Origin of the sequence: Sulfitobacter sp. R18_1 (genome assembly GCF_017743915.1) — a bacterium.
In the GTDB taxonomy this organism is placed as follows: domain Bacteria; phylum Pseudomonadota; class Alphaproteobacteria; order Rhodobacterales; family Rhodobacteraceae; genus Sulfitobacter; species Sulfitobacter faviae.
The window spans coordinates 562,760-589,368 of record NZ_JAGHRG010000001.1; the positions used below are offsets into that span (position 1 = coordinate 562,760).

Consider the following 26,609-nt stretch of genomic DNA (forward strand, 5'->3'; position numbering starts at 1 on the left):
TAGAGGACGAAACTCTATTGGGGTGCCTTTGGTACACAAATTTCAGAGGTGAAACCTGCGCTATGAAGCGGTTTGTTTACTTATTTGAAAATAAACCATTGGTTAATATTTAGGTCACTTACCGGAAATTCGGCGGGCCTTTTCGGCGGCCATGGCGAAGGCACTTCTGGTCTCTTCACTCAAATTTGAAGTAGCCTTAGCCAGGGATGGCTGAACAATAACTGGATCGCTCTGAACTGTCTCGGTTTCTTCTTCCACAATGACCTCTTCTTGAGCGACCTTTGGATTGATAAAGCTCTCCGCCTCTTGACTGAACTTCACCAAAGTGTCTCTGACATCAATTTTTACCGTTTTGATGGGTACAAAAGGTGCTGGAGTGAGCGGCTCTATGTTGGTTAGATCAAACTCCACCTTACCGTTTTCATCTTCGGTGTAGGTCTTCTCTTCTACCGGTTCCACTTGGGCTTCCACTGTGTCGGCAGACCGAATGTCTTCCGCGTAGGCCTCAGGCTCCTCCATCACGGTTACCTCTTCGATCTCGCCTTGAGCTTCGATTTCCTTGGCTCGCTTGCGCTCCCAGTAGGTCGACTGATCATCAATAGATGTCGCACGACGCGCAAATCGACGGACAGGGGCATGCCGCATTTCGTCTGTGGTAACAATATTGTGGGTGCTTGGATCATCAAACCGGAAGGAAAACTCGAAATCAGAGTAATATTTATCGGACTTCGACGCGATCCGGTCCTGGAAATTCTCATCAAAAGATTTCGGAAGCATGGCTTCACGGCAGCTGTCGAAAAACTCAGAAGATGACATCTCCGATGATGGGGTGGGTTCCGCTTTGTCCTTGACCGGCTTGTCGTCGTTCAATGCGTCGAAAAAGCTAAATGAAGTTGTCATATTTTTCCTAGAAATCTAGTCCTGTGATATTGAAGCGTTCTTATAGCAATAAAAGAACAAAGTCGAATTAAATCTTGCGTTCAACAAGGAAAGCAAAGTAATCCAATGTAAAGTTCCTTGGGGTCTCTCGTTGCCCGGATAGGATGTCTGATCTCCAATTTGAGAAAACACGTGATACTGATCCGTCATGCTCCTTCAAAGTCTCAGGAAGGTTGTCGAGCCAGTATGATGGCAAATCATTGATCTCGGAGCGGATGCGTGCCGCTTCAGAAGGAGCAATTGGTTTAGCGAGCTGCCGGTCACCTAGCTTACGAGCAAACATCTGGAAGTCGCTATCACAACCGGCCTGAGAGGTTTCGATCTCACCGCGTTCAACCGCCTGCAAAAATGCAGAATGACGGGCATCCAACTCGTTGGTCGACATCTTCTCTTGCAGGAGTGCGAAGGTGATCGTCGAGAACCGGTTTAGCAGGGAGTAGCGGTCCAGATAGGCCAGCATAGCTGCCGATTCCACGGTTCTCATATCATTGCGGTAATTGGCGCGTGCCTTCTCTGCAAGGCTACGAACGCTACCTTTCTTCATACCGGCGAGAGCTTTCTTGAAGAAAACTCGTCCGAAGGCGATTGCTCGAGGTTCCCACTCTTCGCGGGGCCCGGGCAAGTCGTAGATGGCCCTCGGATCGAGCCTATAGGCTGGGTCAGATGCGAGCAGGGAGGTCGTCGCGTCTTTGCCATTAAGGTATTCCAAGAAACCCTCAAACAGAGGGCAAACAGGTTTCGTGTCGACATATACCCGAAAAAGATGGGTGATTGCTGCCACTTCATCGTCCGTGGAATTCCGATACAGCCAGATATAAGCTTGCTCACAAGGCCAAATCGTCTGGTGCATCATAGCAACGAAATCTACGCCATAGCGTGTAAGTGCGCGATCCTGGATTCGGGGGCAGGGCTCATTAGGGTTTTCCATGCGCGTTGTCGCGTAACGCATGAAGCTCGCATCAGGGTTTTGTTGCGCAAACTCAAAGTCTTTTTTGTCATTCCGATAAGCGAGGACGTGGTTGATCCACTCTTTATGAAGAGATTCAGCTGTGAATTTTTTGAGCGTACCCTGCTTCTTCTTGGTATCGCAGCTTCGTTCAATAATCGACAACGCCCCGGATGAGACGGTCAACTCCTGCACAAGCTCGCGCAGGCGCTGGGCGGTAAACGAGTGATCGGACATTATAGGCCTTCCAGCAAGTTAGCGATTACATCATCATCGATTTCATCCAATGCACTGTCCTTGAGACCCTCAAGCTTCACACGCATCCAGCGCAGGAAGTTCAGATTAGGGTCAGTCATTTGGATATCTCGAGCATGGCGGCGCCATTCGTCAAGGAAACCCTCAACACTTTCGTCCGCAAGATCAGCCTCGGCCAGCATAGAAGCGGCCTCATCCATCGTCTGGGACGTGATAATCAGCTGCGTTCCGCGTTCACTGTCAGTTTGTCCATCCAGCATATCAACCGTGTTCGGGTCTCGAAGGTTACGGTTATTGCCAGTGAGAAGGCGGTCATTGGGTACCTGAGCGAGTTCCGGACGGTTGGTTACCGTGAAGCGTACCTCCACAACCTTGCCGCCACGGCCGCCACGGATGTATTCGACGTCAACTCCGAACCCAGACAACGCGTTCACCTCAGCGATGGCCTTATCAAGAACGCTTCTCTTAAGGTTATCAAATCGGGCGTATTGGTCATCCGGCACGCCGAGAGCTGTCCGCAGTTCAGCAATGGAGGCGCTCCATGTTCTATTATGACGGTGGACGTACAAAGTGAGGATCTCATACAGCTTGGCGCCATACGGGCTCTTGAACTGATTGAAAAACCGGAGGTTAATTCGACCGTACACTGCGGGCTCCCACAAGAAGCGCAGCAGAATGGGATCGAAAGCATATTTTAGGATGCCGTCTTCAGCCTTGCAGATGTCATAGCTTAGGAAGTGGCAGCTAACCGAGTGCTCTTCACCATCCTGGTGGTAGTCGATCTCGATCTTGACGTTACCTAGCTTCTTCAGGGAGGCTTCCAGTCTGGCTACGCTGGTGTGCTTAAGTAAGCTCAAGACATCGCTTACCGGGATTTCATGGATATCACGCTCAGCCAGTTTAGTGTAGGATCTCTGGAGGAAGTAGTTGAAGAGCTTGATGTCGGGAAGCTCCAGATCGTGCTGGCCACGAGCCATGATTACTTCCCGACCTTTCTTGACGGTATCCTTGTTTGAGAAGCGTGTACGGTCAGGTGAAGTGGTCAAGGCTCTAAGTTCCCTATGATTTGTATCTGATTTACTCATACATAGAAGCAAGTTACCTCAAGATCAAGCAAGAACTGTAGTGAACTTCATACAAATTGTAGTGGATAAGCAAGGATAGAGATAATGTTGACATACAAATTGTAGTGATCTTCATACAAATCGTAGGTCAAAAGAAGGTTAAAGCCCCTTTTAATCCAATATTTTCAATAGCTTGGCTATAGGCAAAAACCCCTGAATATAGAATAGAAGGGGGAAGGCGAATCCCATGACAAGGCATGGATAGATTCCTTCAAATAGATTATAATGTGATTAATCCTTCCTTCGTACCTGTTCCTTGAATCTAAAAACGCGGGTCTGAATCATGAATCCCTTTAAAGTACGCTTACGAACAACCACGGCACGAATCGCCGTGGGCCTAGCCATAGGTTCCTTCACGGCAGGATGTTTTTTTGAGGAAGAGCCTCAGCCGGTTCAAACAACGGTTGTTGAGGAGACTCAACCTATTGCTCCGCCCGAGCCGATAGGTCCTAAGATTTTCTACAGTAACGATGTAGAAAGCTTCAAATCAGAGTTCCGTAAGGAACTGTCCAAGCTTCAGTCTGAAAATCCGGGAAAAGCAAAGGACGTTCTGTCTGGAATGGCAAAGATAATCGCTTATAAAGGTATATCCGATAGGGAGATAAACTATACTTCCGGTACAGAAATACCTGACCCATTCGATCCAATCGTTGTAGGAAACGACGAGTTCTACTTTGAATTTCATGACAAGGTTCGAGATAAGTTGAATAACGGTGTAACGTTTGATTCTATCATCAAGCTAGGTGATGGTCATGCACGAAACGCCGTCACGGCCCATGAGAACGCGATCAAACTGGTTATTAGTCAGATAGACGATAAAATCGATATCGTCGATAAGAAGCAATCCGCTTTAACCTCAGTCTTCGGGCAAATTGGTATAGTACAGCCAAAGGTCGAGTCATCGGATGGGTATAACTACATCAGTATGTCTATCATCAACGGATCCGAATATCCTTTAAGCGAGATAGATCTAGAAATTTCATCTAACGTAGATGGTACTGATGATATCGATGTGAAAACAACTTCCTTGAAATTCTCCAAGGCAATCCTTCCGGGAGAACGAAGAGTAGTGTCTCTGGAAAGGATCGATATTGGAGATGTTGATCTTGGGGAATCCGGGAAACCGGTAATAGCTACTGTATATTCCGTCACAACTGACGAAGGTCTTGATATATCAGGTGAAGAGTATAAACCGGCAAGGAAAATACTCGAAAATATGAGGAAAAATTACGAAAGCGCTCTCCGCAACGTATCTTCTGATCTTCAAGATTGGGAAGCTAAATTCCGGACGGGTATGGATAACCTTTAAGGAGACATTCCGTTTGATGTTTCTGCGGACTTTTGTGTGAAACGTCTTTTCCGGCCGGGGCCCTTGGTAACTGAAGGCTCCGGCGAAGCACCAGATCTTGCTTCCGGCTTTGCTTCTTCCGTCTGATCAGCTTGTGCCTTTTGGTTTATTGCCCAAGGGTCAGCGTATCCCAACCAGATATCGATTATAAGAGATTCATCCCGTTCGATTGGCCATAGGCCACCGGTAACCCACTCAAATATTTCTCCATATTCACGGCTCTCTGGTGGATCAGACTGGGGAACGGAAGATGGTAAATAGCCATATGAGATAAACATATCGTGCCACGGCTTCTTCTCTGCCATAGGTCTAGGCCTGGGCTGAGTTCCGCCCTGAGAAGACGATTTAAAACGTCGGGTTCGGGTCATCGTCTATGTCTCCATCAATCAATTTAGAACAAATTTCGTATGAGAACCCTCGACGCGCGAGCGAGGCAAGGTCCTTCTGTATAAAGTCATTTCTGTTTTCCCTGCGAAACTTACCAATTCTCTTCTTTCGTGCGTAAGCTTCCGCAGCAGCGTGCTCATCATAATCTGAGTCTTCAATGGCTTGTTCAACGAGATCTCGATCTACGCCTTTTTGGAACATTTTTCCTTCGATCTGACGTTTCGACAGACCTTTGTGGGTAGAGTTTTCGACAAACCGTTCTGTGTACCGCTCATCATCGACGTAGGATCGGTCGGTGCAATACTTGACTGCTTCCTCGATCATGCTTCCATAATCCTCGGGATTATCACCACTCATACGGCAGTTCTTGAGAACCCTCCGTTGCAAAACTCCCCTTAAGCCTTCGACCGTGGTCTCAAACTTTTGGAGATGAAACAGTGCTGACCGCTTCAGGTATTCTGGAGTAATCTCCCTGGGTTTTCTCTGTTTGTTCATAAATGTTATTGAAATGTTCCCTTATGGATGTAACTATAAACGCCTCCGGTATAGATCAAGTTACGGAAAGGTCGACGTGATGAATATTAGCGACAAGGATCGATCAAATTCGATATCGAAGAACCACCAACGGCTTCGCATTCTGTCCCCATCGGAAATCGAGAATCTTCTTGAGGTAGCAGAGGACACCCGTTACCCGATCCGCAACAGAGGCATCGTTCTTCTCGCTACAGATGCTGGGCTAACACCTTATGAGATGAGCTATCTATGCAGGTATCACCTGTATGGAGATGACGGTTTACTTGGGGATAGCATCGATCTCCGAGGCAAAACGAGCAAATATCTCCGCCCCCGTCGCATTCCGATGCCTCGAAAGGGCCGCCTGTGGAGCGCTATGCATGATCTGTTAGAGAACGTCCCGGCAGTTCCTGGAGATCCGTTGATAATATCTGAGAGGGCAGTGAGGGGCGGAAAGGCAACCAAAACACCAGGACGTACGGATCTTACATCTATGCGACCTACGTCGATTTCCTACGTATTTTGGAAGATGATGGATAAAGCTGGTATTTCCCATGCTTCAGCCTTGTCTGCTCGGAACACTTTTATCCATTCAGCGGGAGTGAAAGCGATTGAAGAGCGTGTAAGTCTTCGGAACGTTCAGGCGTTGTCAGGACACGGGGACCTTAAGTCCATTGTCCGTGTTCTTGAGGTGAGCGAAGAAAGCCAAGAGAAGATTATGAAGGATCTTTTTGAACCTAGGTAACAATCGGTATTGATGCTTGCTCCCTCATCAGTATTTAGGCCTCGATAAACGAGGTGATTAACATGCAACTTCTCGATCCTTGGTTCAGTGACTTCATGAACATGTCCTTTGTGGGCAGCAACTTTGAAATTGATGGGGGTGACGAGGAATATGAGCCATTCTTTGAGGTAGATGCGGAAGATGGTGATGAAATCGAGATGATCGAAGCCCCGGATGGGTATACGTTTCAATCATTGGACACCTGGGAGTCGCCAGGGGTCGTGTTGAGAGATGCGACCGGTGACGTTATCGGTTTCTACTATGAATTTTCGTCTTGGGTGGAGCCGGAGCACAGAGGGCAGGGGCTCGGAGCCCTGATGATCCTGGCATATGCTGAGCACTACAAAGATCATGCTTGGGAGATCGAGCGCGAAAAATATGATTGCGGTACAGCTTTCTCTCCAGGTGGATTTGCTATCCATTCTCAAGCAATGAGGATGGCCGAACGAAAATATGGGATCATCGATCCAGCTTTGGCCGAAATAGGTAATGAAAGTTCTGCGCCAGCTCCGATGTAGTTAGGTATTCTGAGGACTTTTCAACTCAGTTGTAGTGTGCGCCAGCCATCTAACAGATCTATCTAGAAAATCCACTCAGTCGTAGAGAGGGATGGAGTGCCCCGATACGTTTCAGGACCGGGGTACTCTTGGAAATATCCACTCAGTCGTAGTTACAGGCCTTTGTTCTGATAGGTCGCGATGACCCTCTGGATAGCAATCTGATACCCAGCCATGCGAAGATCCTGGGCATGTCCACCACGCCAACGCTCACGCATAATTTGATATGCTTCGCGCATCGTGTCATCGAGACCTGAGCGTACGAGGTCGATCTCGCAGGCGCCTTTGAGGTACTTGGAGGTGAAGTTCTCAGACAAACCTGTAGAGAGGCCTGCATCCCCTAGAACGCGGTTAAGCTCATCTACCAGGAGCTGGTGTCGACCTTCTTCAGCGCGGCGTTGCATGCGACCAAACCTGATATGACTTAGGTTCTTTACCCACTCAAAATAGGAGACCGTGACACCGCCAGCGTTTGCGTAGAGGTCAGGGATGATGAAGATGCCTTTATCTCTCAGGATCGCGTCAGCACCGGCTGTGATAGGACCGTTAGCCGCTTCAATGATCACCTTTGCCTTAATCCGGTCAGCGTTGCCTAGATTGATGGATCCTTCAATGGCGGCCGGGATCAGGATGTCGCAATCAGCTTCCATTCCCATTCTGGCTTCAGCCCCCAGTAGAACTTGACCGTGAGGGTATGTTAATACGCCACCATGTTGCTGGATATGCAGATGCAGTTCTTCGATATTCACGCCGTCTGCGTTAAATACTGTGCCATCTCGTTCGACAACAGCAACGATTTTGGCGCCATCTTCTTCGCTCAAGAACTTGGCAGCATGATAGCCTACATTGCCGAGACCCTGTACGATGATCCTTTTGCCTTCGAGTGTGCCGTCCAAGCCAGCGGTCTTAACATCCTCTGGATGGCGGAAGAACTCTTGAAGCGCGTATTGAACGCCACGGCCGGTAGCTTCCACACGCCCCGCGATGCCACCAAGCTCGACGGGCTTACCCGTTACACAGGCAGCAGCATTGATATCTGTCGTGTTCATTCGGTTGTACTGGTCAGCAATCCAGCCCATCTCACGCTCGCCGGTGCCCATATCCGGGGCAGGGACGTTCTGCGAAGGGTTGATGAGATCGCGCTTGATCAGCTCGTAGGCAAACCGACGCGTAATCTGTTCGAGTTCATGTTCTTCCCAAGCACGGGGATCGATGCAAAGTCCGCCTTTGGAACCCCCAAAGGGAACCTCGGTCAACGCGCATTTGTAGGTCATCAGGGCTGCCAGAGCTTCAACCTCGTCTTGGTTTACGCTCAGGGCGTAGCGGATGCCGCCTTTGACAGGTTCACGGTGCTCGGAATGGACCGATCTGTAGCCTGTAAAAGTATGGATTTGTCCTCTTAGCTTGACGCCAAAACGCACTGTGTAGGTACTGTTGCAGACTTTGATTTTTTCAGCGAGGCCAGGCGCAACATCCATGTCCTTAATTGCTTGGTTGTAAAGCATTTCAATGCTGTCGCGGAAGCTGGGTTCGATTAGACTATTCATAAGAAACTCCTTCTCATGAATAGATGATGGCTAATCATTAATCTTGAGTTCTGAAGTATCGTGTATTAGGCAGGAAGATAACGGGCACCGAAGAAAATATATGAGAAATCCACTCAGTTGTAGAGGAGCTATCCTCTCACCTACTAACTTTCGACATCAGCGCCACTTGAAAAGAAGCAAACTAAGAAGTTGAGGCCCAGACATGGATAACCGATATGACAGCCTTCTACGGGAGCTGTGCGAAAAAGAACGTGGAATTTTTCTGTCTGACAGAGGTATTCGAGGACACAAACTGGCTCAAAACCGCACAGTGTCAGAGATAGACTACACAACTGCGGTCTATATCGACGGTGTCAGTCGTCTGTATCCAGAGATGGTGCAGCGGCCTCCCGGATATACCGTTCAACTTTCTGAACCCGAAGGTAAGATCGTTGCCTCGACCTTCGTTCCTGCTGCCCGTCACCCTTCAAAGGTTGCGGGTAGGGCGTTTGAAGCCTGCCTGATCGCAGCGATACAGGAAGCAAAATACGTTTTCGAGAAGACGAATAGTGCTGGTATGGGTGCTTATATGATCGACCGCTTCTTAGATAACGCCGGGAACCGGGTAGATACTTACGGGAAGTGGGCGCCCAGCGCTTGGGAGGTAAACATCAATCCCGAGGTAGCGTTCCTTGATCATGCCAAGAAGTCATTCAAGGCAATGTATGGTCATCATATGCCGCTGCACGCACGACCTGATTTTTCCGACAAACCGTCTGCTGATCGCCTAATGGAGGTCTTGGTGGAGCGCTGGATCGGCAGCCGCTTTGCAGAGACCACACCGAAAGAGGGCGAGGTGCCAGACGGTTACACCTCTTTCGAGTGCCGTTTAAATGATGAGTTTACAACCGGAATTGCCTCTGTAGGTAGCCCTGAAGCTCTTCAAGATTACCCACTTCGTGATGAGGAGTGCGTTACGGTCGTTTTGGGAAGCACCAAATTTGGTGGACCTGACTACAACACTTCACAGATGTTTTTTGATGATCCTTCCAAAGCGTCGACTTGGTTCAAGGCAGCTATCGCATCAGCGATATTTGAAGCCCAGTGCTCCGCCTCAAAAGCGGAGGCCATTGACGTGTTGATAGATCTCATCGCCAGCGAGACGGTTGGAGACATCCTAGTTAAGGTGCCCGAAGAGCTTGGACCTCTGCCAACTGATCCGAGCCGAATCGAAGATGAATTCGCAGCCTGGATCGCTGTCGTAGAGGAAATCTTCAATCAGGCTTATCCTGATCTCAAATTTGATGATGTCTGCCCTGGGTTCAATGAAACTGCACCCAGCTTCAAGCCATAAAGGAACCACCAATGTCTACAGAAAGATCAGTATCCCGCACCCTCAGAAAACTTAATGAGAAGGATGAGTTCGATATCCGGTCACCAGCGGGTGCGAATCCGAATACCACTTGGGCGGTTCGCGATTTTATTATTGAAGACAAGTCCTATCGAGTGGCTGTGGAAGAGCTACCGATGGATAGCGGGGATAATCGCTATACCCTCGCGATCAAACGTCTGGATGCAGACGAAAAGGCAGATGTATTCCGCCTGTTCTCCATCCCTAATAAAATGAACTCATACCAATGGCTGCGTGACCACATGCTTTCCACGTTGGCCTCCAAGCATGCGACGCTGGATGGTGCCTGCGCCTATATCCAAGATAACCTTGGTGTGACTGATGGCATGTTTGCTGGCCAATACTTTTCGGATGACGAGCTGGCGCAAGACTTCAAAAACCAGAAAACCATGCATGCGTATCTTCTATCAGAAGCGCGCTTTAACGAGACAGACCACTCAACGGGTGCCATGCTAATGGAGGCTTATCAAACCAATCGATATGCCCCCGGTCTACTGGACGAAATGGTCGAAAACCTGCAACTGGTTGCGCAACCAATAAAACCATAAATCATATTTTCAGAGGTATTTCCATTATGACAGATTTTAAAGAGTTCATTTCGGAACGTGGCTACAAGCCAATATTCAAGTCTCGCGCCACAACCACAGCCTGGTTCAAGAACGGGGTTGCAAGCCCAAACTCTGTCCTCGTGAACTCAGTCATTTACGATCAAACTCACCGGAAGGATAAGCCATCGTACGCGCCTGAACGAGCTTACTTGGTCGCGGCTGAGCTTGCTCACAACAACGGTCAGATGGAGACAGCCTGGGTGCATGAAGAGGCATCTATCGCAAGGCTTTGTGATGAGATCATCTTTGCCGAGATGGTTGCTTGCGACAATATCGTTGATCAGAAGAAGATTGCGGCTGACTATCTTGGAGCAGACCTACTGACCAAGTATGTCAGTGATCGCGATATTCGTGCTGAAGGCATTCCAAGGAGTACGATGAAGGAAGCTTTCTACGCGGCCGCCCAGGAAGCCAGATTCAATAACGCACCGCAGCAGTATCCTGTGAAAGTACCGGGGGAGGCATTACTCCAGGGGATGTTTGAGCTGGACGGCGTCAAAGGCGACTATTCCCGCTTCAGGTTCAAGGGTGCCCCTGTCCATATCGAGGCAATCCGTGACCCTAAAGGGCTTGGTGCTCGCGCTCATACTTCAGGTTACCTAGTGACCGCAGATATGGCCGATATCCTCATTCCCGCTGATTTCACCAAAGTTGGATTTGGCTGTCATGTTGGCGAGGAGTTCGCCAAGGCTGTGCGAATGGCTTCAACTGTAGGTCTATCTCTGCACAAGGATCCGGCGAAGGCATTTGATCTCCTGTCGAGCTGCTTTGAGCTATCTGTTTTCGATGATGGGGGCGACCAAGCTCTCTTTGACAAGAAGATGGAACGCACGGCGGCGCAATGGGGTGACCTTATTGATAAAGGATACCGCGCTGAGATGGGTGAAGACCTCATTGAGACTTATGAAAGCAGCGCCCCATCCGCACCGGGACCCTGATCAATCAGATAAAAATTAGAGAAATCCACTCAGTTGTAGAGACATTATTATGAGCACAGACCTATCCCAACCCATTTATTCAGTCGCAGACGATGACGGTTTCACAGATGTGCTAGCACTGCGTGCGCTTTTTGCCAGCTACAAGGCTGGTGATGAGATCTTTGAAGGCTTTTCTGAATTCGCGCATGTCTCAGATGATCCGATTGTCACGGACGAAGTGACAATCATCTATCGTCATATTTTCGATGTTGCGGCATTCAACGCACCAGAAGATGCTCAAATAACTACACCTGGATGCATGGTTGAGCTGAGACAGGGCCCTGATCAGGAAACCACTGCCATACGCTTCGTACCCGGTGTGGACGACCCACGCTCCCGAACGGAAGCTATGCTCTATGCCGAAATCTTTCGGGGTATCCATTGTGGACACTCTAAAGAAGAAGTCGGGGAGATCGTTCAGAAGTTCGTCCTAGGAGGCCAGACCTTAAGTGATTTTGGTACGGCCGAGGGCATCAAGGTGGATCTACCGAAGTCATTTGTACTGCCGCACCAATGGAAAGAATACGCGGAACGGGTGCATCGGATGGCCTATGGGTCAAGTCTGGGATCGGTTACGCCTGTTCATAAGGAAGCCCGGTACGTTGAAGATGCTATGGCCGCTGAACTGACCGAAGCCTTGGGTTCGAACTTCACACTGTAAGTGGAGAAATCCACTCAGTTGTAGAGGGCAACCTTTTTTCATAACGAACGTTATCACCCAGTCTCAACGGAGCCAGCAGAGATAAAAGAGGCTTTCTCGCAGAGCGGGAAAATTACATCTATCCAGACTGAAGTTTACGTGCCATCTTTTCGAATATGAAAAAGCATGTCACATACATCTTCGCTATCGCCTTTTTGACGATGGGTATCGGTCCAGCTGAGATAGGGTCTGCTCGGCCTATTTTAGCTGGACCACAATCCTTTGCTGCGGATCAGGAGGGCAGGGACCTTCCGCCCAACATTCTGCTTGCACAGTCCTATAGCTGTTCTCCAAGAAAGACCTGTTCGAAAACCATACGCAGCTGCGAAGAAGCCCGCTGGCTCTTTAGGAATTGCTCTTGGGGTGGCCGACTTGACCGCGATAACGACGGTATCCCTTGCGAGAATTTGTGCTGAGATTGAAAGAGTTCCGAGAACAATGGGCGTTTTCGAGGTAAGAGATTAGCGGCTATGCGAACCGTATCCTGCGCTCGGAACTCTAACCCTGTTACGGCGTCAGAAACGCCATGACTGGAGATCGACACCGAAGATGACGCTTTCATCGTTATACATGTCGATGTTGGAATTATTCCACGTGTATCCTAGGCTAACGGCCAAGTTTTCATGAACCTGCGATCTGACTTTGACTGTATAGCCATCATCACTCCGGGGTAAGCCGAAATGAGTACCGCCTCCAGATTTCACGTAGCTCGCTGAGATTGTTGTCTTGCGATCCATAATAGGGCGCGTCAGGGCTACGCTGGCTCCTCCAAGGGTAGTGTGGAACCCATCAACCTCCTCGCCCCATGTAATGCCCGTGTATAGGGCGCCTACGTCCGGAATGGCGCTCCGTAGTCCGAGGTCGAAGTAATTCTTGCTGTAGTCAGACCTGAAGGTGCGTTTCGCGTTCCACACAGCCTCGTGGTGGCCAAGATCGGTTGCGAAGGCCTGAGACCCTCCAAAAGACAAGAACGGCTCCTCTACGCTTGCGTTTTCCTTTTCAGCGACCCTGAACCCAGCGCAACTATCAAGCCAAGTGTAAGACTTGACGTGGCTGCTAAGGCAACTCGAACCGGCAACGGCAAACTTAGAAAGATCATGTTCGGGCGCATACTCTACGGAAGCGTGGGCTGATAACTTCAGAACGTGAGCTGGTGCCACACTGTAGTGTACGGATCCCATCACAAGAGCACCTACAGTAAATCCCTCTTTAGCTTGGTCTTCTTCGTTCGTACGGAAGGTGAAATCTCCAAGTACAAACTCTTCGGCTGGGATGCCGCTGTTGATATTGGTGTCATATCCCACCAAAGGTCTGATCCCAACGTATGAGTTGACCTTCTGGAAGCCGCCACCTTTTTTATGAAAGATTCCATCCCGCTCCATGAGGGATTTCATATACGGCTCGTATCCGCGCGGTTTTGTCTTGAGAAGGCTGAAAAAACTGAGGCGCTCAGAACCAGAGAAGGTCGCAGCTTTCCAGACTTGAATTGGTTCGGCGAACGAAGCTGCTGACCATAGAATAAGGGGTGCGGACAACAGAATGGGGGACTTCATATATTTTTAAGCTTTCGAAATATGATTATTGTTAAGCTAAAGTGATTTAAGTCAGGGGAGGTCGAAACCACCCCTGAATCGTGTGCTAATCGCTTAGTCGCGATCTGCACCCCAGATACCAACGAAGGCGCCGTTGCCAAAGTCGCTGATCATATCGCCAGCGGAAATACCTGTAACAACTTCGCCGTCGTCACCCAGGAATGTGCCTGCCATGTCGCCGGTGATGCCGATTGTTTCGTCGATACCGTCTTCAGAAACATCAAGACTACCATCAAGCTCGGCGACCATACCGGCTTCGCCACCTGTGCCAGTCACAAATGTACCGTTTGTGACGTCTACGCTGCCTGAGATCGAAACGTCGTCAGTAGCAGCCTGGAAGTTATCCATGCGACCGTTGATCTCGCCAGCATCGAAGTCAGCCGTCAGACGGAGGTTGGACAGAACGTCTGGGGTATCTTCGTTGAAGAACGCATTGTCTTCTGCTTCACTCATTGTGTCGCCAACCCAAAGGCCGGATACGCCGGAGTAAGAAGCAGAACCAGAAGTCTGCATGTCGGCTGCCATTGTAATATTTTCGAATTCGCCTGTGTTCTCATTCAGAGCGCCGACTTCTGCTGCGCGCTCCATAAGCGAGCGAGCTTCAGTACCCATTTCTGAATATGAACGGCCGTCTGAGCTGGACCCGCCACATGCAGTAACTGCGAATGCAATCAGCGGTGTAACGGCAGCAATTTTGATTTTTTTGAAGGTCATCTTTGTAGTTCCTACTTTGATATCAAACACGCTCCAATAGAACGCGGTGAATGACTGGCACAACCAGTTCTCGGACTCAATATCGCAAGCATGAGAAATCTTTACAATTCTGAAAAATCGTTGCTTGTCAGCAACTTAATGGATTTCGGTAAGCATAAAAGGTTTGCCAAGTACACCTGTCAGAAATGACAGTAGACACAAGGCAAGAAATCAAAAACGAGCATGGAAAGGCGGCAACGTCTATTCTTATGATTCCCATGCTTGGTGATCACCGAGTGGATTTTTTTGCCGCTGATAAATTACGATGTGTAGGTCACTCGTACACAAATTTAACGCAGGCTTAATAGGTGGTGAGCTAAAAAGGACTTCAATTATTCCAGCGTCCAGTGCGCTATTCTTTGGAGACTTTATGAAAATTCTATTTTGGACACCTCCCTGGGCTTCTCAAGGTGACCCTCTATTTTTCAAAAACTGCACTGAGAAGCATCTGATCCCTCAGGCGAACATGCTCGGTGCGGCTGGCCATGAGGTGGACTTTGTTCTTCCGCAAGTGATGTCTGGCCTGAAATCGATCATCAGCGATGACGTGAACGTCGTCCGCCTTACGAAAAAGCTGGAGATGACGGCACCGAGCCTCGCTTCAGAAGAGATCTTTGCTGCGCTGTACCGAGCCGAAGACGAAAATCTTCTGAGCTTTATTGCCGATAGCCTGAAGCCATGCCTGGCGGAGCACTATGACGCCATCATGCTTTGGGAAAACCCAGTTCCATTTTTGGGTCGTCTATTCCCTGAGGCGGCTATCCTCCATCAAATGCCTGGCACCTTTGCGCGTGCACCGTTCCCGGCAACCGTGACGATTGACCCCGAAGGTCTGTACCGCGATGGCATACTGCACAATCGTGCGGATAGCATCCAGTCGGTAGAGGGCCACTCGGAAGACCTCAATATGGCACGCGAGTACATGTCCAAGGTTCGCTCGGTCGTGGGCGCCATGAAGGAACCTGAGCTGGAGAAGGCAATTGACCGCGCTGGCGATTATGCAGAACTCTCTCTGCTTCCTCTCCAGATCTCGAAGCACTACACGTTCCGGGTCGATACCGGGTACAGCAATCAGTATGATTTGCTGACTGACGTGTTGGCTCAGTCGAATCCTGAAGAGGGTCTGGTAGCAACACAATATGTGCACCGTCTGAACTCTGAGAAGGTTCTCAACGCTGAAGTGCGGGATGCGCTGAACGAGAACCACGGTAACCTGATCTTTGATGAAGCTTTTGATCGTATCGACAGCGTTTCTCAGCTTCTGATGCCTCGCGTTGATATGGTGTACACCGCAGCCAGCTCTATCGGCCTCCAAGCTATGGCTTGGAGGCGTAAGCTGAAGGTTGTGCAGCCGACGTTCCTTGAGCGTTTTGGTATCGATCATGAGTTGGAAGGTGTTCGCTGGGAAGATCGTTGTGATAACACCACTGCGTTCTTGCTGGGTCGCTACCAGCCCGTTGCGGATCTCGTAAAATCTGATCCTGAGTTTATGACCGCCTATCTGGAAGCAATCGTTGCCTGGAAAAAGGATGCAAACCGGAGTGTTGAAACGCTGCCTCGCTTTGCTGATCTGTATTCCGGCTACTCTTCTAAGCTTCTTTCTGGCTTCAACATCCCAGCGAAGAAAACCAAAGGTGGCGAGAAAGATTACCGTCACTATCTGGCCCAGTTTGAGCGGAACGTGCAAGAAGCGGATATCGTTACCTTTGATATCTTTGACACTCTGATCCGTAGGCCCTGCGAAAAGCCGGGCGATCTCTATAAGTTCCTAGAGCCCATCGTTTATGATCTCTCCAACGGTATGATCGCAAACTTCGCGCAGGTCCGTGGAAACTGCGAGCGCATGGCGCGTGATGAGCAGGAAGGCAAAGAGTTCGACGAGATCACTCTCGACCAGATCTATTCGCTTATGCAAGACACCTATCAGATCAGCGATGCGCTGATCGGTAAGATCAAGCAGGCTGAGATCGACCTTGAGATCCAAGTCTCCGCACCTCGGGATTTTGGTATGCGGCTGCTCGAAGTCGCTCAGGCTGCCAAGAAACCGGTTTATCTGATCTCTGACATGTACCTGGACTTCGACACCATTGAGAAGATGGTCAAGAAGAGTGGTATCATTGGGTACGACAAGCTCTATCTGTCCGCTGACTATGGTCTGCGCAAACATGATGGGCGCCTGTTCACATTGGTTCTTGATGAGCTGGGTGTGGCACCTGAAAAGATGCTGCATGTGGGTGATAATAAAAACAATGATGCTACTCAGGCTGAAATCCTAGGTATCAAGGTTCTGCATTGGCCCGCAGCCATTGAGAAGATGCGTCGCAATGGTCGCTACAAGGCGATCTATGATCCGCGCAATGGTGCAGGGCAGATGGGTCGCTCGGCTATCGCGGGTATGACTGCAAACTACCTGTTTGATAACGCCAATACAAAGATCGAGTTCGACTCCCTGTTCTCCGGTGATCCTGTGAACTTGGGATATGCGGCCCTCGGCCCCATCCTGACCGGATACGTGAGCTGGATCTACCGCGAAGCCAAACGCGACGGCATTAGTGACCTGTTCTTCTTTTCTCGTGAAGGCTACGTGCTGTGTGAGGTGTACAAGCGCTTGTTTGAGGGTGTCTCTGATGCCCCTAAGCCGCATTACTTCTACACGTCGCGTCGCTGCGTACGGGTGGCAGCATTGCGCACGGTAGACGATATCACAGCACTTGCAGCACAGCCGTTCGACCCCGGCGTCAAGCTATCTAAGCTTATGAAGGGGCGGTTTGGTGTTGTTCTTTCTGAAGCTGTCCACGGTGCGATGATTGCAGCATGCGGGTTCTCCGATAGTGATCAGGCATTGAAGAATGATGCAGACACGAAGTCTCGTTTTGCCAAGCTGGCTCTTATGATGGAGACCGCCATCCTGGCAAATGCTGCCAAAGAGCGTGAGGCCTACGAGCTTTATATCAAGCAGACTGGTTATCTGACATGCGATAATCCGGGTGTGGTCGATGTTGGTTGGAAGGCGAACATTCAGGGCGCTCTGACTGAGCTTACTGGTCGTCCTGCTGTCGGTTACTACTATGCGACGACTTCGGACGCTATGCTCTGGGCTCGTAAAGGTCACCAGCACCGGTCCTTCCTTGGGGACTACATCTCCGAGAAGGTTTCACCTAGTGCCGTTGTGCAGAACCGTCATATTTTCGAGTATCTGACCTGCCACACTGATCCAACACTGATCCATTTTGAAATGGAGAATGGTAAGCCTTCCCCGGTCTTTAACGCCGAGTATGGCCGTCACGTTCGGAAGGGATTTATCGAGAAAATACATTCAGGGGCTCTTACCTTTGCTTCGGAATACCGTCGGAGCTTTGGTGAGTTATCAGAGGGCATCATGCTGGACCCATATCTTTGCGAGAGGGTCTTCGCGAGCTTCACTCAGAACCCGGCCGAAGCAGATGCTCTGCTCATGGAAGGTCACCTGTTTGAAGATATCATGGGTGGCGTCTCTGGTAAGTCTCTGATGACAAAGCCAGCGCCGAAGCGTAAGCCTAAAAAGGTTGCGACTAAAGCATCTCCAAGGATTTCCGTTCGGGGATCGGATTTGGACGGCGCCACATTGTCGGAAAGACTGGAGAAGGCTGCCGTTATGCTTCTGGTGAATGACAGCAAATATGCCAAATACTGCCGAAATAGAGATCGTTTCTTCAAAGATTCAAGATCGAAGTTTGGTCGTGCTTATTATAACATTGGGAGGATGTAAGTGGAGCGCATTAAAACGGTACAGGAGGCCCAGAAATTGGGTCTCCTCATTCAAAACCTGAATCAGATTACTCGTCAGGTAACCTTTGAGGCACCTGTGAAGTTGTCAGATACTGGATGTCTTGGTTCAGAGAAGATCGGCATGCTCAGCTATCTAGGTAAAGGCAGCGAGATGAAAAATGCAGAGATCGGAAGGTTCTGCTCTATTGCGTCCAACGTCACCATAGGGCCACCTGAACATCCGATTGACTGGGTTAGCTCGCATCCGGTTCAATACGACGGTCTTCGCTGGTATGATAACTTCGAAGGTTGGTGGGACTTTGAAGACAAGTCGGAGGTCTTCCGTGGAAACCGCAAGAAGACCATCATTGGACATGATGTGTGGATCGGCCGTAATGCGATCATCCGCCAGGGTGTTACCGTAGGGGTAGGGGCGGTCATTGGGGCTAATGCTTTCGTGAACAAAGACGTCGCACCATATACTATCGTTGGTGGAGTGCCTGCAAAGGCGATCAAGAAGCGGTTCAGTGATGAATTGATCGGTAGTTTGATAGAATCTGACTGGTGGCACTACAAGCTACCCAAAGAGGTCAAGGCGCTGTTTTCTCAACCTGAAAAATTTGTTCATGCTCTTGCTAAGGCGAAAACATCAGGTGACGCCAAGCTATATAAAGCTAAGACGATCACCATCAAAAGAGAAGGCAAGGAATTCTTTGCCATAGATACCTGATAACCTACTAATTGTATATAAATAAGGATTTTTTAGGAATGACAGATAACGGAAACGCAGTAGATAGCCCATATTCGAAAAACTTTCTATATTCGGATAGTTGGTCGGAGCTGCTCGCAAAGGTGGCACTTGGCGTGGCGGTGATCGCTCTCGCCATGAAGTACTATGATCTTGCCTCAGAGCACGCCCAATCAAAGAAAGAAGCCTCGAGTGTGAGCGTTCAGGCCGAACAGTAAGGTTCAGTTGCCGCCAGCGACTGACATAGTATCTTGCATGTCTATCTTCTATACTGATCTCAACCAAGGAGATAGGCATGCCAGGATTCAAATCATCCCCAAAGAAAAAGAAGACCAAGGAAGGCGAAGCTCTTAAGGGAAAGTCTGCTGCTGACCTCTTCAACGCGAAGTCTCAAAGAGAAATTTTGAATTCAAGCCTCAAGTCCATGAAGGACCGAGAAGGCGTCTATAAGGGTCTCTTCAAGAGGTAAGTGAAGTCATGCGCGATGAGTATCAGACAGCAATCGATACAGTAGTGGACCGAGTCATTCAGGCCCACGATATCCAGCTGGCAAAGTTTGGTGGCAGCGAAGGCCTTAGAGACAGGAATCTTCTCGAGTCGGCTGTTGGTCGCGTTATGCAGGCGATAGCACTCACACCTGAAGGAGAATTTGATGCTTTGGATGCGACAGCGATGCTTACACACTCCATCTTGAAGGCCCATGCCTTTGTAGATGGAAATAAGCGTGCTGGCTTTGCCAATATGATGGGTATGCTGGATCAAGCTGGTTTCGAACTTCCTTTGAGAGATATCGAGCTTGAAGATAAAATGGTGGAGCTGGCTTCGTCATCCGGAGGATTTGAAGTTATATCGGATTGGCTGCGAGAGAATGTCGTGCTGCGTGATGGGTATGAGGCTGCCGATATCAAAAAGATGCCTTCGGTAGCACCTAAGTAATCTACATTTCTGGGGCAGGGGGCGTGTTCTCCTGTTCGATCTCAGCTAAGTCTCTTAGGTTTTCAGGAAGCATTTCGATCTCCTCTGCTGACCTAATTAAAACCCTATCAATACTGATGACACTAGGATCCAATATGATCCAGCTGTCCTCCATCTCTGGGGCGAGCTTGCGAACCTGAGCGTCGCTCATGCGGTCAAACCGATCATTCGAAAACCGCTCCAGGATTTCCTCAAGACGCTCGATGGGCATGCCTTCCCATCTATTGAGGTAGATCAATGCAGATAGTCCCTTGCGTGCGGCTGACTGTACGGTTTTCTTCCAGTTCCCTGGTCGATCCTTGACCCTGGTTATGACAGGCTTTGAAAATTGATCTGCATGGACCGTAAGCTTGAGCAGAACGCCTTTGCTTGCTCTCATGTGTGCTTGGGCCCGGGAACCTACGTGTATGCCCTCAGGGCGCTTGTCAGGGCCCTCAAAGGTGAACTCATCTATCTTTGCTAGATCCGACATGCTTATGCCGTGGTATGCAGTCCATGGGGGCATCTGATTTCACCTCTGTGCGAGTATTGATTGCTATTGGTATTTAGATAAGTTCTCGCAAATAAGGTTGAGGTTCTCTGGATGTTGAATACCTAATCCAATAGGATAGCGTCATAGGAATTTTAGGGGTCTAAAGATGAGCGAAGCATTTAAAGCGATTGAGGATCAGTTGAACACCGATCTTGAGAAGAAAGTTATCAGTTTTTTGGTTGAAAAGAATACATGGACTGACATCGAAATTGAGCGCCGATCTGACGCTGGCAGGACTCGATGATGCCACCGTAAAATTCAGTGCGGGCCCCAAGCTGGCACTCATTTTATCAGATGATGGTAGAGGAGGCCGGTGACTGGTCTGGTATCAGAGACAGCAGCGTGGAGTCTCGTGACGTGATGTTTGAGGCTGCGCTCGAAGACTTGGGGATAGCCGATACGCCCAGACCTGGATTGCGATAACGCTATTTTCCGGATGTGGATTTATGAATTATGGAACGCTCGTGCCGCTTAAGCAGTGCGAGTTTCTACTTTGTACATGTATTGTAGAAACATGACTATTCTATAGTGGAAGTCATATTTTCGGAGATTGATTTAATGGATTTGGAAAGAGCTATAAAGACAACCGAAGTTCGCGCCTGGCGCTACGGTAAGTCTCTTCGTGAACTGTCGGAGGGGATGGTACCGGAGGTTTCTACTGAGGCTTCGAAACAGCATGCTGAGATAGACTTCCCATGTCCAAGCTGCGGTGAAACAGAGAACTTCTGGTCGCAGCACCACCCAGCTCGTGGCTGGTACGTAATGTGCGATGAATGTGATTGGAGGGGGCCAGAACGCGATAGTGAGGCTGAAGCGGTTTCTGTCGCAGGGAAGGTGGATGTAGCCTAGCCCTTGGATCCGATGAGGCCATCTCTAAAGGAATCTACAAGTCTGATTTCATTATTCAGTACCGGAACGACCGCCAGTAGGACGAAGAACGGAGATAGCGTGCCAGCCGAGGCGACATACAGCAGGAAACCTGAGAGATCGAAAGTGATCAAGAGGCCGATACTACCCATAGCAGTAAGAAGGCTGAGGATCATCAGAACAGGGAGCCAGCGAAGCCACTTGGGGCGAACAAAGGGATCATCGTACATAGGGTATCTCTTCACGGTCACGGTAGGTCAGGGCACCATAGAGAAGAGAACATCAACATGAAAGGTATGGTCACATTTTATTGGATGGCTGAGAGGTCGCCTCAGCTACGTTAGCGTACTTCGCAGCATCCTCGGGGGTCCAGCTAAGGTGAAGGGAGTAAAGCTCCTTAAATGCGCTCTCAGAGGAATACATCAGATTTTCCATGATGCTATCTGCGACGATTGGTATGCGGTCTTCTCTGGGCGCTATGTTCGGAAGCTCCAGAAGCGTGCAAAACTCCAAGCTTTCATCGGGCCAGTCTTGAAGAACGCTGTGTGCGAAAGCTCTAGCTGCATCTTCGTTGCCATGGACGGCTTCGAGGATGCGGTCGAAGGCTTCCTTCTTGTTCGGTAGCACTTCCAAGTTCATCGTGATCTCCATGCTTGCGTTGTCAGCCATAGCCTGGGGCGAGGGCTTATGAAGGCTTAGATGCGCTGCCCGTCGCAAAATCAAAAATCTCATAAGGCTAGTTATGTTAACTTTAGATATGCCTAGGTTTGCATAGAACCCTTGTACTTTTGGCATCTCAGACAGCGGTCATAGCAGCTATAACAACCCCAGAGTTCTCAGCTCCTGCCTCAGGCTCGCTGGCATCTCTCCGTCCGCGCCGCTGTCGTCATCCAGATCGTTTGGCACTTCCGTGTCGTCCAGATATCTCCAGCCACCAAAGTTACGGCGTGGCCTGTGCTCTACGCGGACCAACTCGGGATCCAACATCATCGTGGTGAAGGCTCGACCGTTCTCATCTACGCCATCCTCGAACCCTAGGATACGCTGACGACATGTGAAGGTACCTTGGATGACCCAGTACAGAGAACTTGTCTCCGTAAACTCGTCAGCACGAGTTCTGCGGTTACGCATATACAGAGGTATGGATGATGCCTGAAAACGACTGGTTATGGCATCGCTAGACTGCGCCGCCATGAGGCTTTCCATAGAGCTGTGGCCGGATGCAAAGTGCGCTAGATGTAAAGTCATCTCAAATGAAATGGTGCTTTCTACATAATTTCAAGCGTCTAGATAAGCGTTTTGCGCCAACTAGGGTCACTGCATAGTCGGCGAAGCTGGAGCGTTCTCGGATAGCTTATTGATCGACCTTTCGATCCGAAGCTTAGTTCTGAGGCCGCGCTCCAAGTCTTTTGGATGACGTCTTTGATCGTTCGCCCAAGGAAGTGCTTTGTCGAGAGCATCATGTATCATCTGAAGACCCACAATATTAGTGTAGTCCTCGCAAACGTGCACCTCGGGCACCGTGGCCTCCACGTAATCCTTCAGAATTTCAGAGCTTACCCGGAGGTCGTCCTCCTGATCCCTGATTTTGACGATCTCGTCTTCTTCGACCGCCACCATGGCACGGTGGTCTTCCCTATCGGCCAGAAAGAAAAGGATTTCCTGTGCCATGGTGAAATCTATATTTTCGGGGGCCTTTGTCATGATTTACTTACCTATCTATGTTGTTTTCTTTTCTATGTGCCTGTATCAAGCGTCCGGCGATGCCCAAAAGGTAGCCTGCGACGGCTGGGGAGACTGCGAAAATGCCGATAATAGCAACTCCTATACTGTCGAACCCTGTCGCAAGATTGTACCAAATCAGCCAAGCTAGAGAGACCAAGGTCAAAAAATCGGCACTGCCTTATTAAAACTTGTCCGCATACCTATGAATACCCATAGGCCGGTTACGCCAATGGCGAACAATATAAAAAGGACCTCGTGCTCAATTCCGAACATTGGTAATATCAGGGCTTAGGGGGTGCCGCCTCATCGCTGGGGTCTTCGAGATCTAGCTCGAGTCCTTCGGCATAGTTCATGAACGTCTCGTCCGACCAATTACTTGTGATCGCTTCGATCTGATATCGTGCGTGTTCCACACTTTTCGCGATCTCAGTCGTGATATACCCTACGATGGCATCTATCTTTTCCTTCTCAGTAGTAGCGTTCACCCTACCCTGGTCGTTATCCCAAATTGGTAGCACACGGTTATCGATGGTTTCTGATGTCCAGCTACCCTCCACTGCATTTCGTACGAAATCCTCCGCAATCACTTCATCGAAGTGAGAATTTTCGATCTGTAGGTCGATCACTTGATCTTTAGTGCTTTTTGGCATCCCTGCTCCTCCAAAGTCTATCGGTCATTATTATATAAGGCGGGACACTGCAAGGCAGAGTTAGAAACCATATTGCTACAATTAGTAAGTAGCTTCTCTAACCATTAGGTTAGATATATACTCTCTGCGAGCGTGGCGCAGAGAGTATATTAAATCTCTCTCTCACATTCTGAGCTAATTTTAATGACAGCCGGGCATTCTTTCAACGTTCTCAATTTTGAGCACACATCTATTGCTGGTACTTGGAGTAACTCTAACAGCACCAGTCCATGCGCCGTTTGGCCCATTGAGGCTTCTGAGATTGTCAAAGTTTCCGGCGCTCGACCATGAGTAGGTATCATCAGAATTCTTAACTACTCTGATATCACCACGTACGGGGTGATTAACCCCAGGCTCACCCCCTCTACCGCCAGTCTCTCTTTTGAAATAGGTTTGCCCTATTCGTTTCCATCCACCAGCTGTTTGAATATCTATATAGCAATAACCGTTGGTCTCGTAACCACTGACATCAAGTGAGAATGTGAATTCAGACGACCCCTGCTCAGAGGCTGGTATATTGGCATAATTGGTAAAGGTTTGACCGCCATCGCCCCTCTCGCCGTCTCCCCACTGACCCGTTTTGGTTACAGTATAGTACTTATAGTCGACATTTTCGCATGATCCGCTATCTCCTCCAGTACCGGCACCGACCGAAACCCAGTCAGTGCCGTCGCATGTTACTAAGCTCTGGGCTGTTGCATCATAATAAATTGCCCCTTCCGATCTAGCGGTTGCAGAGTTGGTGCCGATGGCGGAGCCTGAGCCTATGAAGGTTTGCCCAGATACTGCTGATCTGAGTTGAATGATAAGATCGTCAGGCCGCTCAAGCTGCGGCGCAGAACAAAGGGATAAGGCGGCTTGAGCAGATAATCCTATGCTCAAAATAGAAGCCGTAAGAACTCTAGATAATTTCATTTTTATAACTTACCGAGTAAAAGTGTATTATATTACATATGCATTATATGAAAATATTCAAATGTTTTTTATGCCCCGAATATTGCTAGCGCACTCTGCGGATCTCCAGCATAGTCGGTTCATATTCGATTAACTAACGAATAATCTTGCTTATTATGGTTTCATGCTATTGGGGTTATGTGGTGTGTCGCGCGGAAATACCTCGATATCGTATTCCTCTGAAGTATAAGACAGAAATTCTTCGATCCGTGAAACACGTCCCGAAATGGACAGGCAGTGGTTCACCTCTTCAATGATGCTGGGCCCTGCCCCGGGGTGACTGATTGCTTCCCATGGGATAACCACCGTTTTCACAGTCTCATCAATGCTTCGGATCAAAGCTGCTCGAGCCTCGACGTTTTCCTTGCTGCCATGTTTATGAAGGCACCCGTTGCCATCCTGATCTGTGGTCCAAGCAATGGCAAGGTCGATATCCCCTACGATGATCTCAGTACGTCCACTTGCAAAGAAGAGTTGACCTGTATCTGCATCAAATCGGTACTTGGGGTCCGTATGAGTGTTTTTAGACATGACAAATGCTCCTAGTCGGCGGGTGTATAATACTTTACCTACAAGAATAAATCAATTTATCCCATACTTAATTATTAATGAAACATTAAAGATTGAGAGTATCGTCTATTGACGGTCGCTGTATCTGGAGTTATCTATGAACTGTCTCGAGGGGGTCTCGGGATTGAACACATAATCAACGCGGGAGACGCGAGATGACTAAAACTAAGATTGCCGTTATTGTCGGCCGATTTCAGGGACCAACAAAAGGTCACTGCAAACTTTTCCAAGAAGCATCGAAGATTTCGGATCGGATCATCACTTTGGTGGGATCGTCGTTCCGTCCGCGCTCGGAAAAGAACCCATGGCTCTATCGTGAGCGCAAAGAATTTTTAAAGAATATGATCATGAAGACCGGAAACATCAGTAGCGCTGATGTTTCGTTTCTTCCTTTGATCGACACGCTTTACGATGATGATGCATGGCGGACCAACGTTCGTACGGCCGTGAATCTCATGCTGCGCAAGATGGGTTACATGCCAGGCGACGTGGAGGTAATCCTTGTTGGCCACCAGAAGGATGACAATTCTGGCGAATTCCTGGATCCCTCGTGGTTTCCGGATTGGACCATCAAAACGCTTGAGGCTGAAGTGAATGGCCTGGGTTCGGTGCATGCATCCGATCTTCGTGAAGCTCTCTTCTCGGATGAAGAAATCGACCGCGACTATCTGATGCGCGAATTCGGTTTGATCGAAACTTGTCAGCTGGTCGACTGGGTTAAGAACCCAGCGAATGCCGAGGCGGTGGCGACAATCAAGGCGGAGCGCGCCTACAATAAGTCCTATCGGGATAAGTATGAGGAAGTGAAAAAGCTTTGGGGGCATGACTTTCCGGCCCAGTGCGCAGATGCTGTCGTCATTCAAAGCGGTCATATCCTTCTTGTTGAGCGCAAGAATAATCCCGGCAAAGGAAACTTTGCGCTGCCCGGTGGTCACCTTCAGAACGAAACCGCTGAGGATGGATGTATTCGGGAACTTCGCGAAGAAACAAGGCTCAAGGTGCCGCCTCGCATCCTGCGTAACCGTATCCGAGACCGTCGTACCTTCGATCATCCTGAGCGCAGTGAGCGTGGCTGGGTTCGTACTGATGCCTTCCTGATCGATCTCGAAGACCAAGATCACTTGGAAAAGGTCAAAGGTAAGAAGGTCGCCGATGTTGAGGGCGCTGATGATGCTGCCCGCGCGTTCTGGGTGCCTATCTCGGAGCTGACGCCTGACAACATGTTCGAAGATCACTTCGACATCATTCAAGCGCTCGTACCAAACGTGCCATTCGCCTACTCGTCTGTCTTGATGGCCGAGTTCGCATAAGAATTCTGTCGTCGGGGTTTCCCGGCGGCGAATACCGGGTTCTCTGGGGGGTCCAGAGATACCTTTTCAACT

At 49.3% G+C, this 26,609-nt stretch carries 30 protein-coding genes; 15 read left to right on the forward strand and 15 right to left on the reverse strand.

Annotated features, from left to right (window positions below):
* Positions 1 to 114 precede the first annotated feature (114 nt).
* From J7392_RS03430 to J7392_RS03440, 3 genes are all read right to left on the reverse strand, one after another.
* Entirely contained in the window at positions 115 to 900 is a 786-nt protein-coding gene (locus J7392_RS03430; RefSeq protein ID WP_209216193.1) for a hypothetical protein, read from the reverse strand.
* A 67-nt stretch (positions 901 to 967) separates the two neighbouring features.
* On the reverse strand, positions 968 to 2,122 hold the full coding sequence (locus J7392_RS03435; protein WP_209216194.1) for a hypothetical protein: 1,155 nt from the start codon (positions 2,120 to 2,122) through the stop codon (positions 968 to 970).
* A complete protein-coding gene (locus tag J7392_RS03440; RefSeq protein WP_209216195.1) occupies positions 2,122 to 3,186 on the reverse strand; it encodes a replication initiation protein in 1,065 nt (354 codons plus the stop codon). Before J7392_RS03440 ends, J7392_RS03435 begins: the two co-directional genes overlap by 1 nt.
* A gap of 361 nt (positions 3,187 to 3,547) precedes the next feature.
* On the opposite strand from J7392_RS03440, the gene J7392_RS03445 reads away from it, so the two are divergent.
* Complete coding sequence (locus J7392_RS03445) at positions 3,548 to 4,573, forward strand: hypothetical protein (RefSeq protein WP_209216196.1); 1,026 nt, start codon at positions 3,548 to 3,550, stop codon at positions 4,571 to 4,573.
* On the opposite strand, the gene J7392_RS03450 is transcribed toward J7392_RS03445, so the two are convergent.
* The gene (locus J7392_RS03450) at positions 4,570 to 4,917 is read right to left on the reverse strand and encodes a hypothetical protein (protein ID WP_209216197.1); all 348 of its coding nucleotides are present in this window, start codon (positions 4,915 to 4,917) and stop codon (positions 4,570 to 4,572) included. The genes J7392_RS03445 and J7392_RS03450 overlap by 4 nt on opposite strands.
* Positions 4,918 to 4,957: 40 nt before the next feature.
* Complete coding sequence (locus tag J7392_RS03455; protein ID WP_209216198.1) at positions 4,958 to 5,356, reverse strand: regulatory protein RecX; 399 nt, start codon at positions 5,354 to 5,356, stop codon at positions 4,958 to 4,960.
* Between the two features lie 217 nt (positions 5,357 to 5,573).
* On the opposite strand from J7392_RS03455, the gene J7392_RS03460 reads away from it, so the two are divergent.
* On the forward strand, positions 5,574 to 6,257 hold the full coding sequence (locus J7392_RS03460) for a site-specific integrase (RefSeq protein WP_209216199.1): 684 nt from the start codon (positions 5,574 to 5,576) through the stop codon (positions 6,255 to 6,257).
* A gap of 62 nt (positions 6,258 to 6,319) precedes the next feature.
* Positions 6,320 to 6,814: a GNAT family N-acetyltransferase gene (locus tag J7392_RS03465; protein ID WP_209216200.1), complete on the forward strand. Its 495-nt coding sequence runs from the start codon at positions 6,320 to 6,322 to the stop codon at positions 6,812 to 6,814.
* Positions 6,815 to 6,966: 152 nt separating this feature from the next.
* Here J7392_RS03465 and J7392_RS03470 read toward each other — a convergent pair whose 3' ends face one another.
* Positions 6,967 to 8,400, reverse strand: coding sequence for a Glu/Leu/Phe/Val dehydrogenase (locus J7392_RS03470; RefSeq protein WP_209216201.1), 1,434 nt, complete (start codon positions 8,398 to 8,400; stop codon positions 6,967 to 6,969).
* 202 nt (positions 8,401 to 8,602) lie between these two features.
* Between J7392_RS03470 and J7392_RS03475 the strand changes: the two genes are divergently transcribed.
* The 5 genes from J7392_RS03475 to J7392_RS03495 all read left to right on the forward strand — a co-directional run bounded on the left by J7392_RS03475 (position 8,603) and on the right by J7392_RS03495 (position 12,491).
* On the forward strand, positions 8,603 to 9,733 hold the full coding sequence (locus J7392_RS03475; protein ID WP_209216202.1) for a hypothetical protein: 1,131 nt from the start codon (positions 8,603 to 8,605) through the stop codon (positions 9,731 to 9,733).
* Positions 9,734 to 9,744: 11 nt separating this feature from the next.
* Positions 9,745 to 10,338 (forward strand): hypothetical protein, encoded by a 594-nt coding sequence (locus J7392_RS03480; protein ID WP_209216203.1) that lies wholly within the window; start codon positions 9,745 to 9,747, stop codon positions 10,336 to 10,338.
* Positions 10,339 to 10,364: 26 nt separating this feature from the next.
* The gene (locus J7392_RS03485; RefSeq protein ID WP_209216204.1) at positions 10,365 to 11,336 is read left to right on the forward strand and encodes a hypothetical protein; all 972 of its coding nucleotides are present in this window, start codon (positions 10,365 to 10,367) and stop codon (positions 11,334 to 11,336) included.
* A 49-nt stretch (positions 11,337 to 11,385) separates the two neighbouring features.
* Positions 11,386 to 12,036: a hypothetical protein gene (locus J7392_RS03490; RefSeq protein ID WP_209216205.1), complete on the forward strand. Its 651-nt coding sequence runs from the start codon at positions 11,386 to 11,388 to the stop codon at positions 12,034 to 12,036.
* Positions 12,037 to 12,236: 200 nt separating this feature from the next.
* Positions 12,237 to 12,491, forward strand: coding sequence for an excalibur calcium-binding domain-containing protein (locus tag J7392_RS03495; RefSeq protein WP_209216501.1), 255 nt, complete (start codon positions 12,237 to 12,239; stop codon positions 12,489 to 12,491).
* 99 nt (positions 12,492 to 12,590) lie between these two features.
* Here J7392_RS03495 and J7392_RS03500 read toward each other — a convergent pair whose 3' ends face one another.
* Positions 12,591 to 13,469 carry a hypothetical protein gene (locus tag J7392_RS03500; RefSeq protein ID WP_209216206.1) on the reverse strand — a complete coding sequence of 293 codons (879 nt, stop codon included), beginning with the start codon at positions 13,467 to 13,469 and terminating at the stop codon, positions 12,591 to 12,593.
* Between the two features lie 252 nt (positions 13,470 to 13,721).
* Positions 13,722 to 14,381, reverse strand: coding sequence for a hypothetical protein (locus J7392_RS03505; RefSeq protein ID WP_209216207.1), 660 nt, complete (start codon positions 14,379 to 14,381; stop codon positions 13,722 to 13,724).
* Between the two features lie 409 nt (positions 14,382 to 14,790).
* On the opposite strand from J7392_RS03505, the gene J7392_RS03510 reads away from it, so the two are divergent.
* The 5 genes from J7392_RS03510 (at position 14,791) to J7392_RS03530 (ending at position 19,851) form a co-directional block, all read left to right on the forward strand.
* Positions 14,791 to 18,168, forward strand: coding sequence for an HAD-IA family hydrolase (locus J7392_RS03510; protein ID WP_209216208.1), 3,378 nt, complete (start codon positions 14,791 to 14,793; stop codon positions 18,166 to 18,168).
* Positions 18,169 to 18,897 (forward strand): CatB-related O-acetyltransferase, encoded by a 729-nt coding sequence (locus J7392_RS03515; RefSeq protein WP_209216209.1) that lies wholly within the window; start codon positions 18,169 to 18,171, stop codon positions 18,895 to 18,897.
* Positions 18,898 to 18,935: 38 nt separating this feature from the next.
* Positions 18,936 to 19,133 (forward strand): hypothetical protein, encoded by a 198-nt coding sequence (locus J7392_RS03520; protein ID WP_209216210.1) that lies wholly within the window; start codon positions 18,936 to 18,938, stop codon positions 19,131 to 19,133.
* 77 nt (positions 19,134 to 19,210) lie between these two features.
* A complete protein-coding gene (locus J7392_RS03525) occupies positions 19,211 to 19,384 on the forward strand; it encodes a hypothetical protein (RefSeq protein ID WP_209216211.1) in 174 nt (57 codons plus the stop codon).
* Between the two features lie 8 nt (positions 19,385 to 19,392).
* Positions 19,393 to 19,851: a type II toxin-antitoxin system death-on-curing family toxin gene (locus J7392_RS03530; RefSeq protein ID WP_209216212.1), complete on the forward strand. Its 459-nt coding sequence runs from the start codon at positions 19,393 to 19,395 to the stop codon at positions 19,849 to 19,851.
* A 1-nt stretch (position 19,852) separates the two neighbouring features.
* Here J7392_RS03530 and J7392_RS03535 read toward each other — a convergent pair whose 3' ends face one another.
* Entirely contained in the window at positions 19,853 to 20,395 is a 543-nt protein-coding gene (locus J7392_RS03535) for a hypothetical protein (protein WP_209216213.1), read from the reverse strand.
* A gap of 133 nt (positions 20,396 to 20,528) precedes the next feature.
* On the opposite strand from J7392_RS03535, the gene J7392_RS03540 reads away from it, so the two are divergent.
* Positions 20,529 to 20,666, forward strand: coding sequence for a hypothetical protein (locus tag J7392_RS03540; RefSeq protein WP_209216214.1), 138 nt, complete (start codon positions 20,529 to 20,531; stop codon positions 20,664 to 20,666).
* A gap of 601 nt (positions 20,667 to 21,267) precedes the next feature.
* On the opposite strand, the gene J7392_RS03545 is transcribed toward J7392_RS03540, so the two are convergent.
* The 6 genes from J7392_RS03545 to J7392_RS03575 form a co-directional block, all read right to left on the reverse strand.
* On the reverse strand, positions 21,268 to 21,519 hold the full coding sequence (locus tag J7392_RS03545; protein ID WP_209216215.1) for a hypothetical protein: 252 nt from the start codon (positions 21,517 to 21,519) through the stop codon (positions 21,268 to 21,270).
* A 70-nt stretch (positions 21,520 to 21,589) separates the two neighbouring features.
* Positions 21,590 to 21,928: a hypothetical protein gene (locus J7392_RS03550; RefSeq protein WP_209216216.1), complete on the reverse strand. Its 339-nt coding sequence runs from the start codon at positions 21,926 to 21,928 to the stop codon at positions 21,590 to 21,592.
* A gap of 675 nt (positions 21,929 to 22,603) precedes the next feature.
* Positions 22,604 to 22,993: a hypothetical protein gene (locus J7392_RS03560; RefSeq protein WP_209216218.1), complete on the reverse strand. Its 390-nt coding sequence runs from the start codon at positions 22,991 to 22,993 to the stop codon at positions 22,604 to 22,606.
* 302 nt (positions 22,994 to 23,295) lie between these two features.
* Positions 23,296 to 23,664, reverse strand: a complete 369-nt coding sequence (locus J7392_RS03565) for a hypothetical protein (RefSeq protein ID WP_209216219.1) — start codon at positions 23,662 to 23,664, stop codon at positions 23,296 to 23,298.
* A 180-nt stretch (positions 23,665 to 23,844) separates the two neighbouring features.
* The gene (locus J7392_RS03570; RefSeq protein WP_209216220.1) at positions 23,845 to 24,618 is read right to left on the reverse strand and encodes a hypothetical protein; all 774 of its coding nucleotides are present in this window, start codon (positions 24,616 to 24,618) and stop codon (positions 23,845 to 23,847) included.
* A 153-nt stretch (positions 24,619 to 24,771) separates the two neighbouring features.
* Positions 24,772 to 25,188, reverse strand: coding sequence for a hypothetical protein (locus tag J7392_RS03575; RefSeq protein WP_209216221.1), 417 nt, complete (start codon positions 25,186 to 25,188; stop codon positions 24,772 to 24,774).
* 194 nt (positions 25,189 to 25,382) lie between these two features.
* Here J7392_RS03575 and J7392_RS03580 point away from each other — a divergent pair, with 194 nt between their 5' ends.
* Positions 25,383 to 26,537, forward strand: coding sequence for an NUDIX domain-containing protein (locus J7392_RS03580; protein WP_209216222.1), 1,155 nt, complete (start codon positions 25,383 to 25,385; stop codon positions 26,535 to 26,537).
* Positions 26,538 to 26,609: the final 72 nt, after the last annotated feature.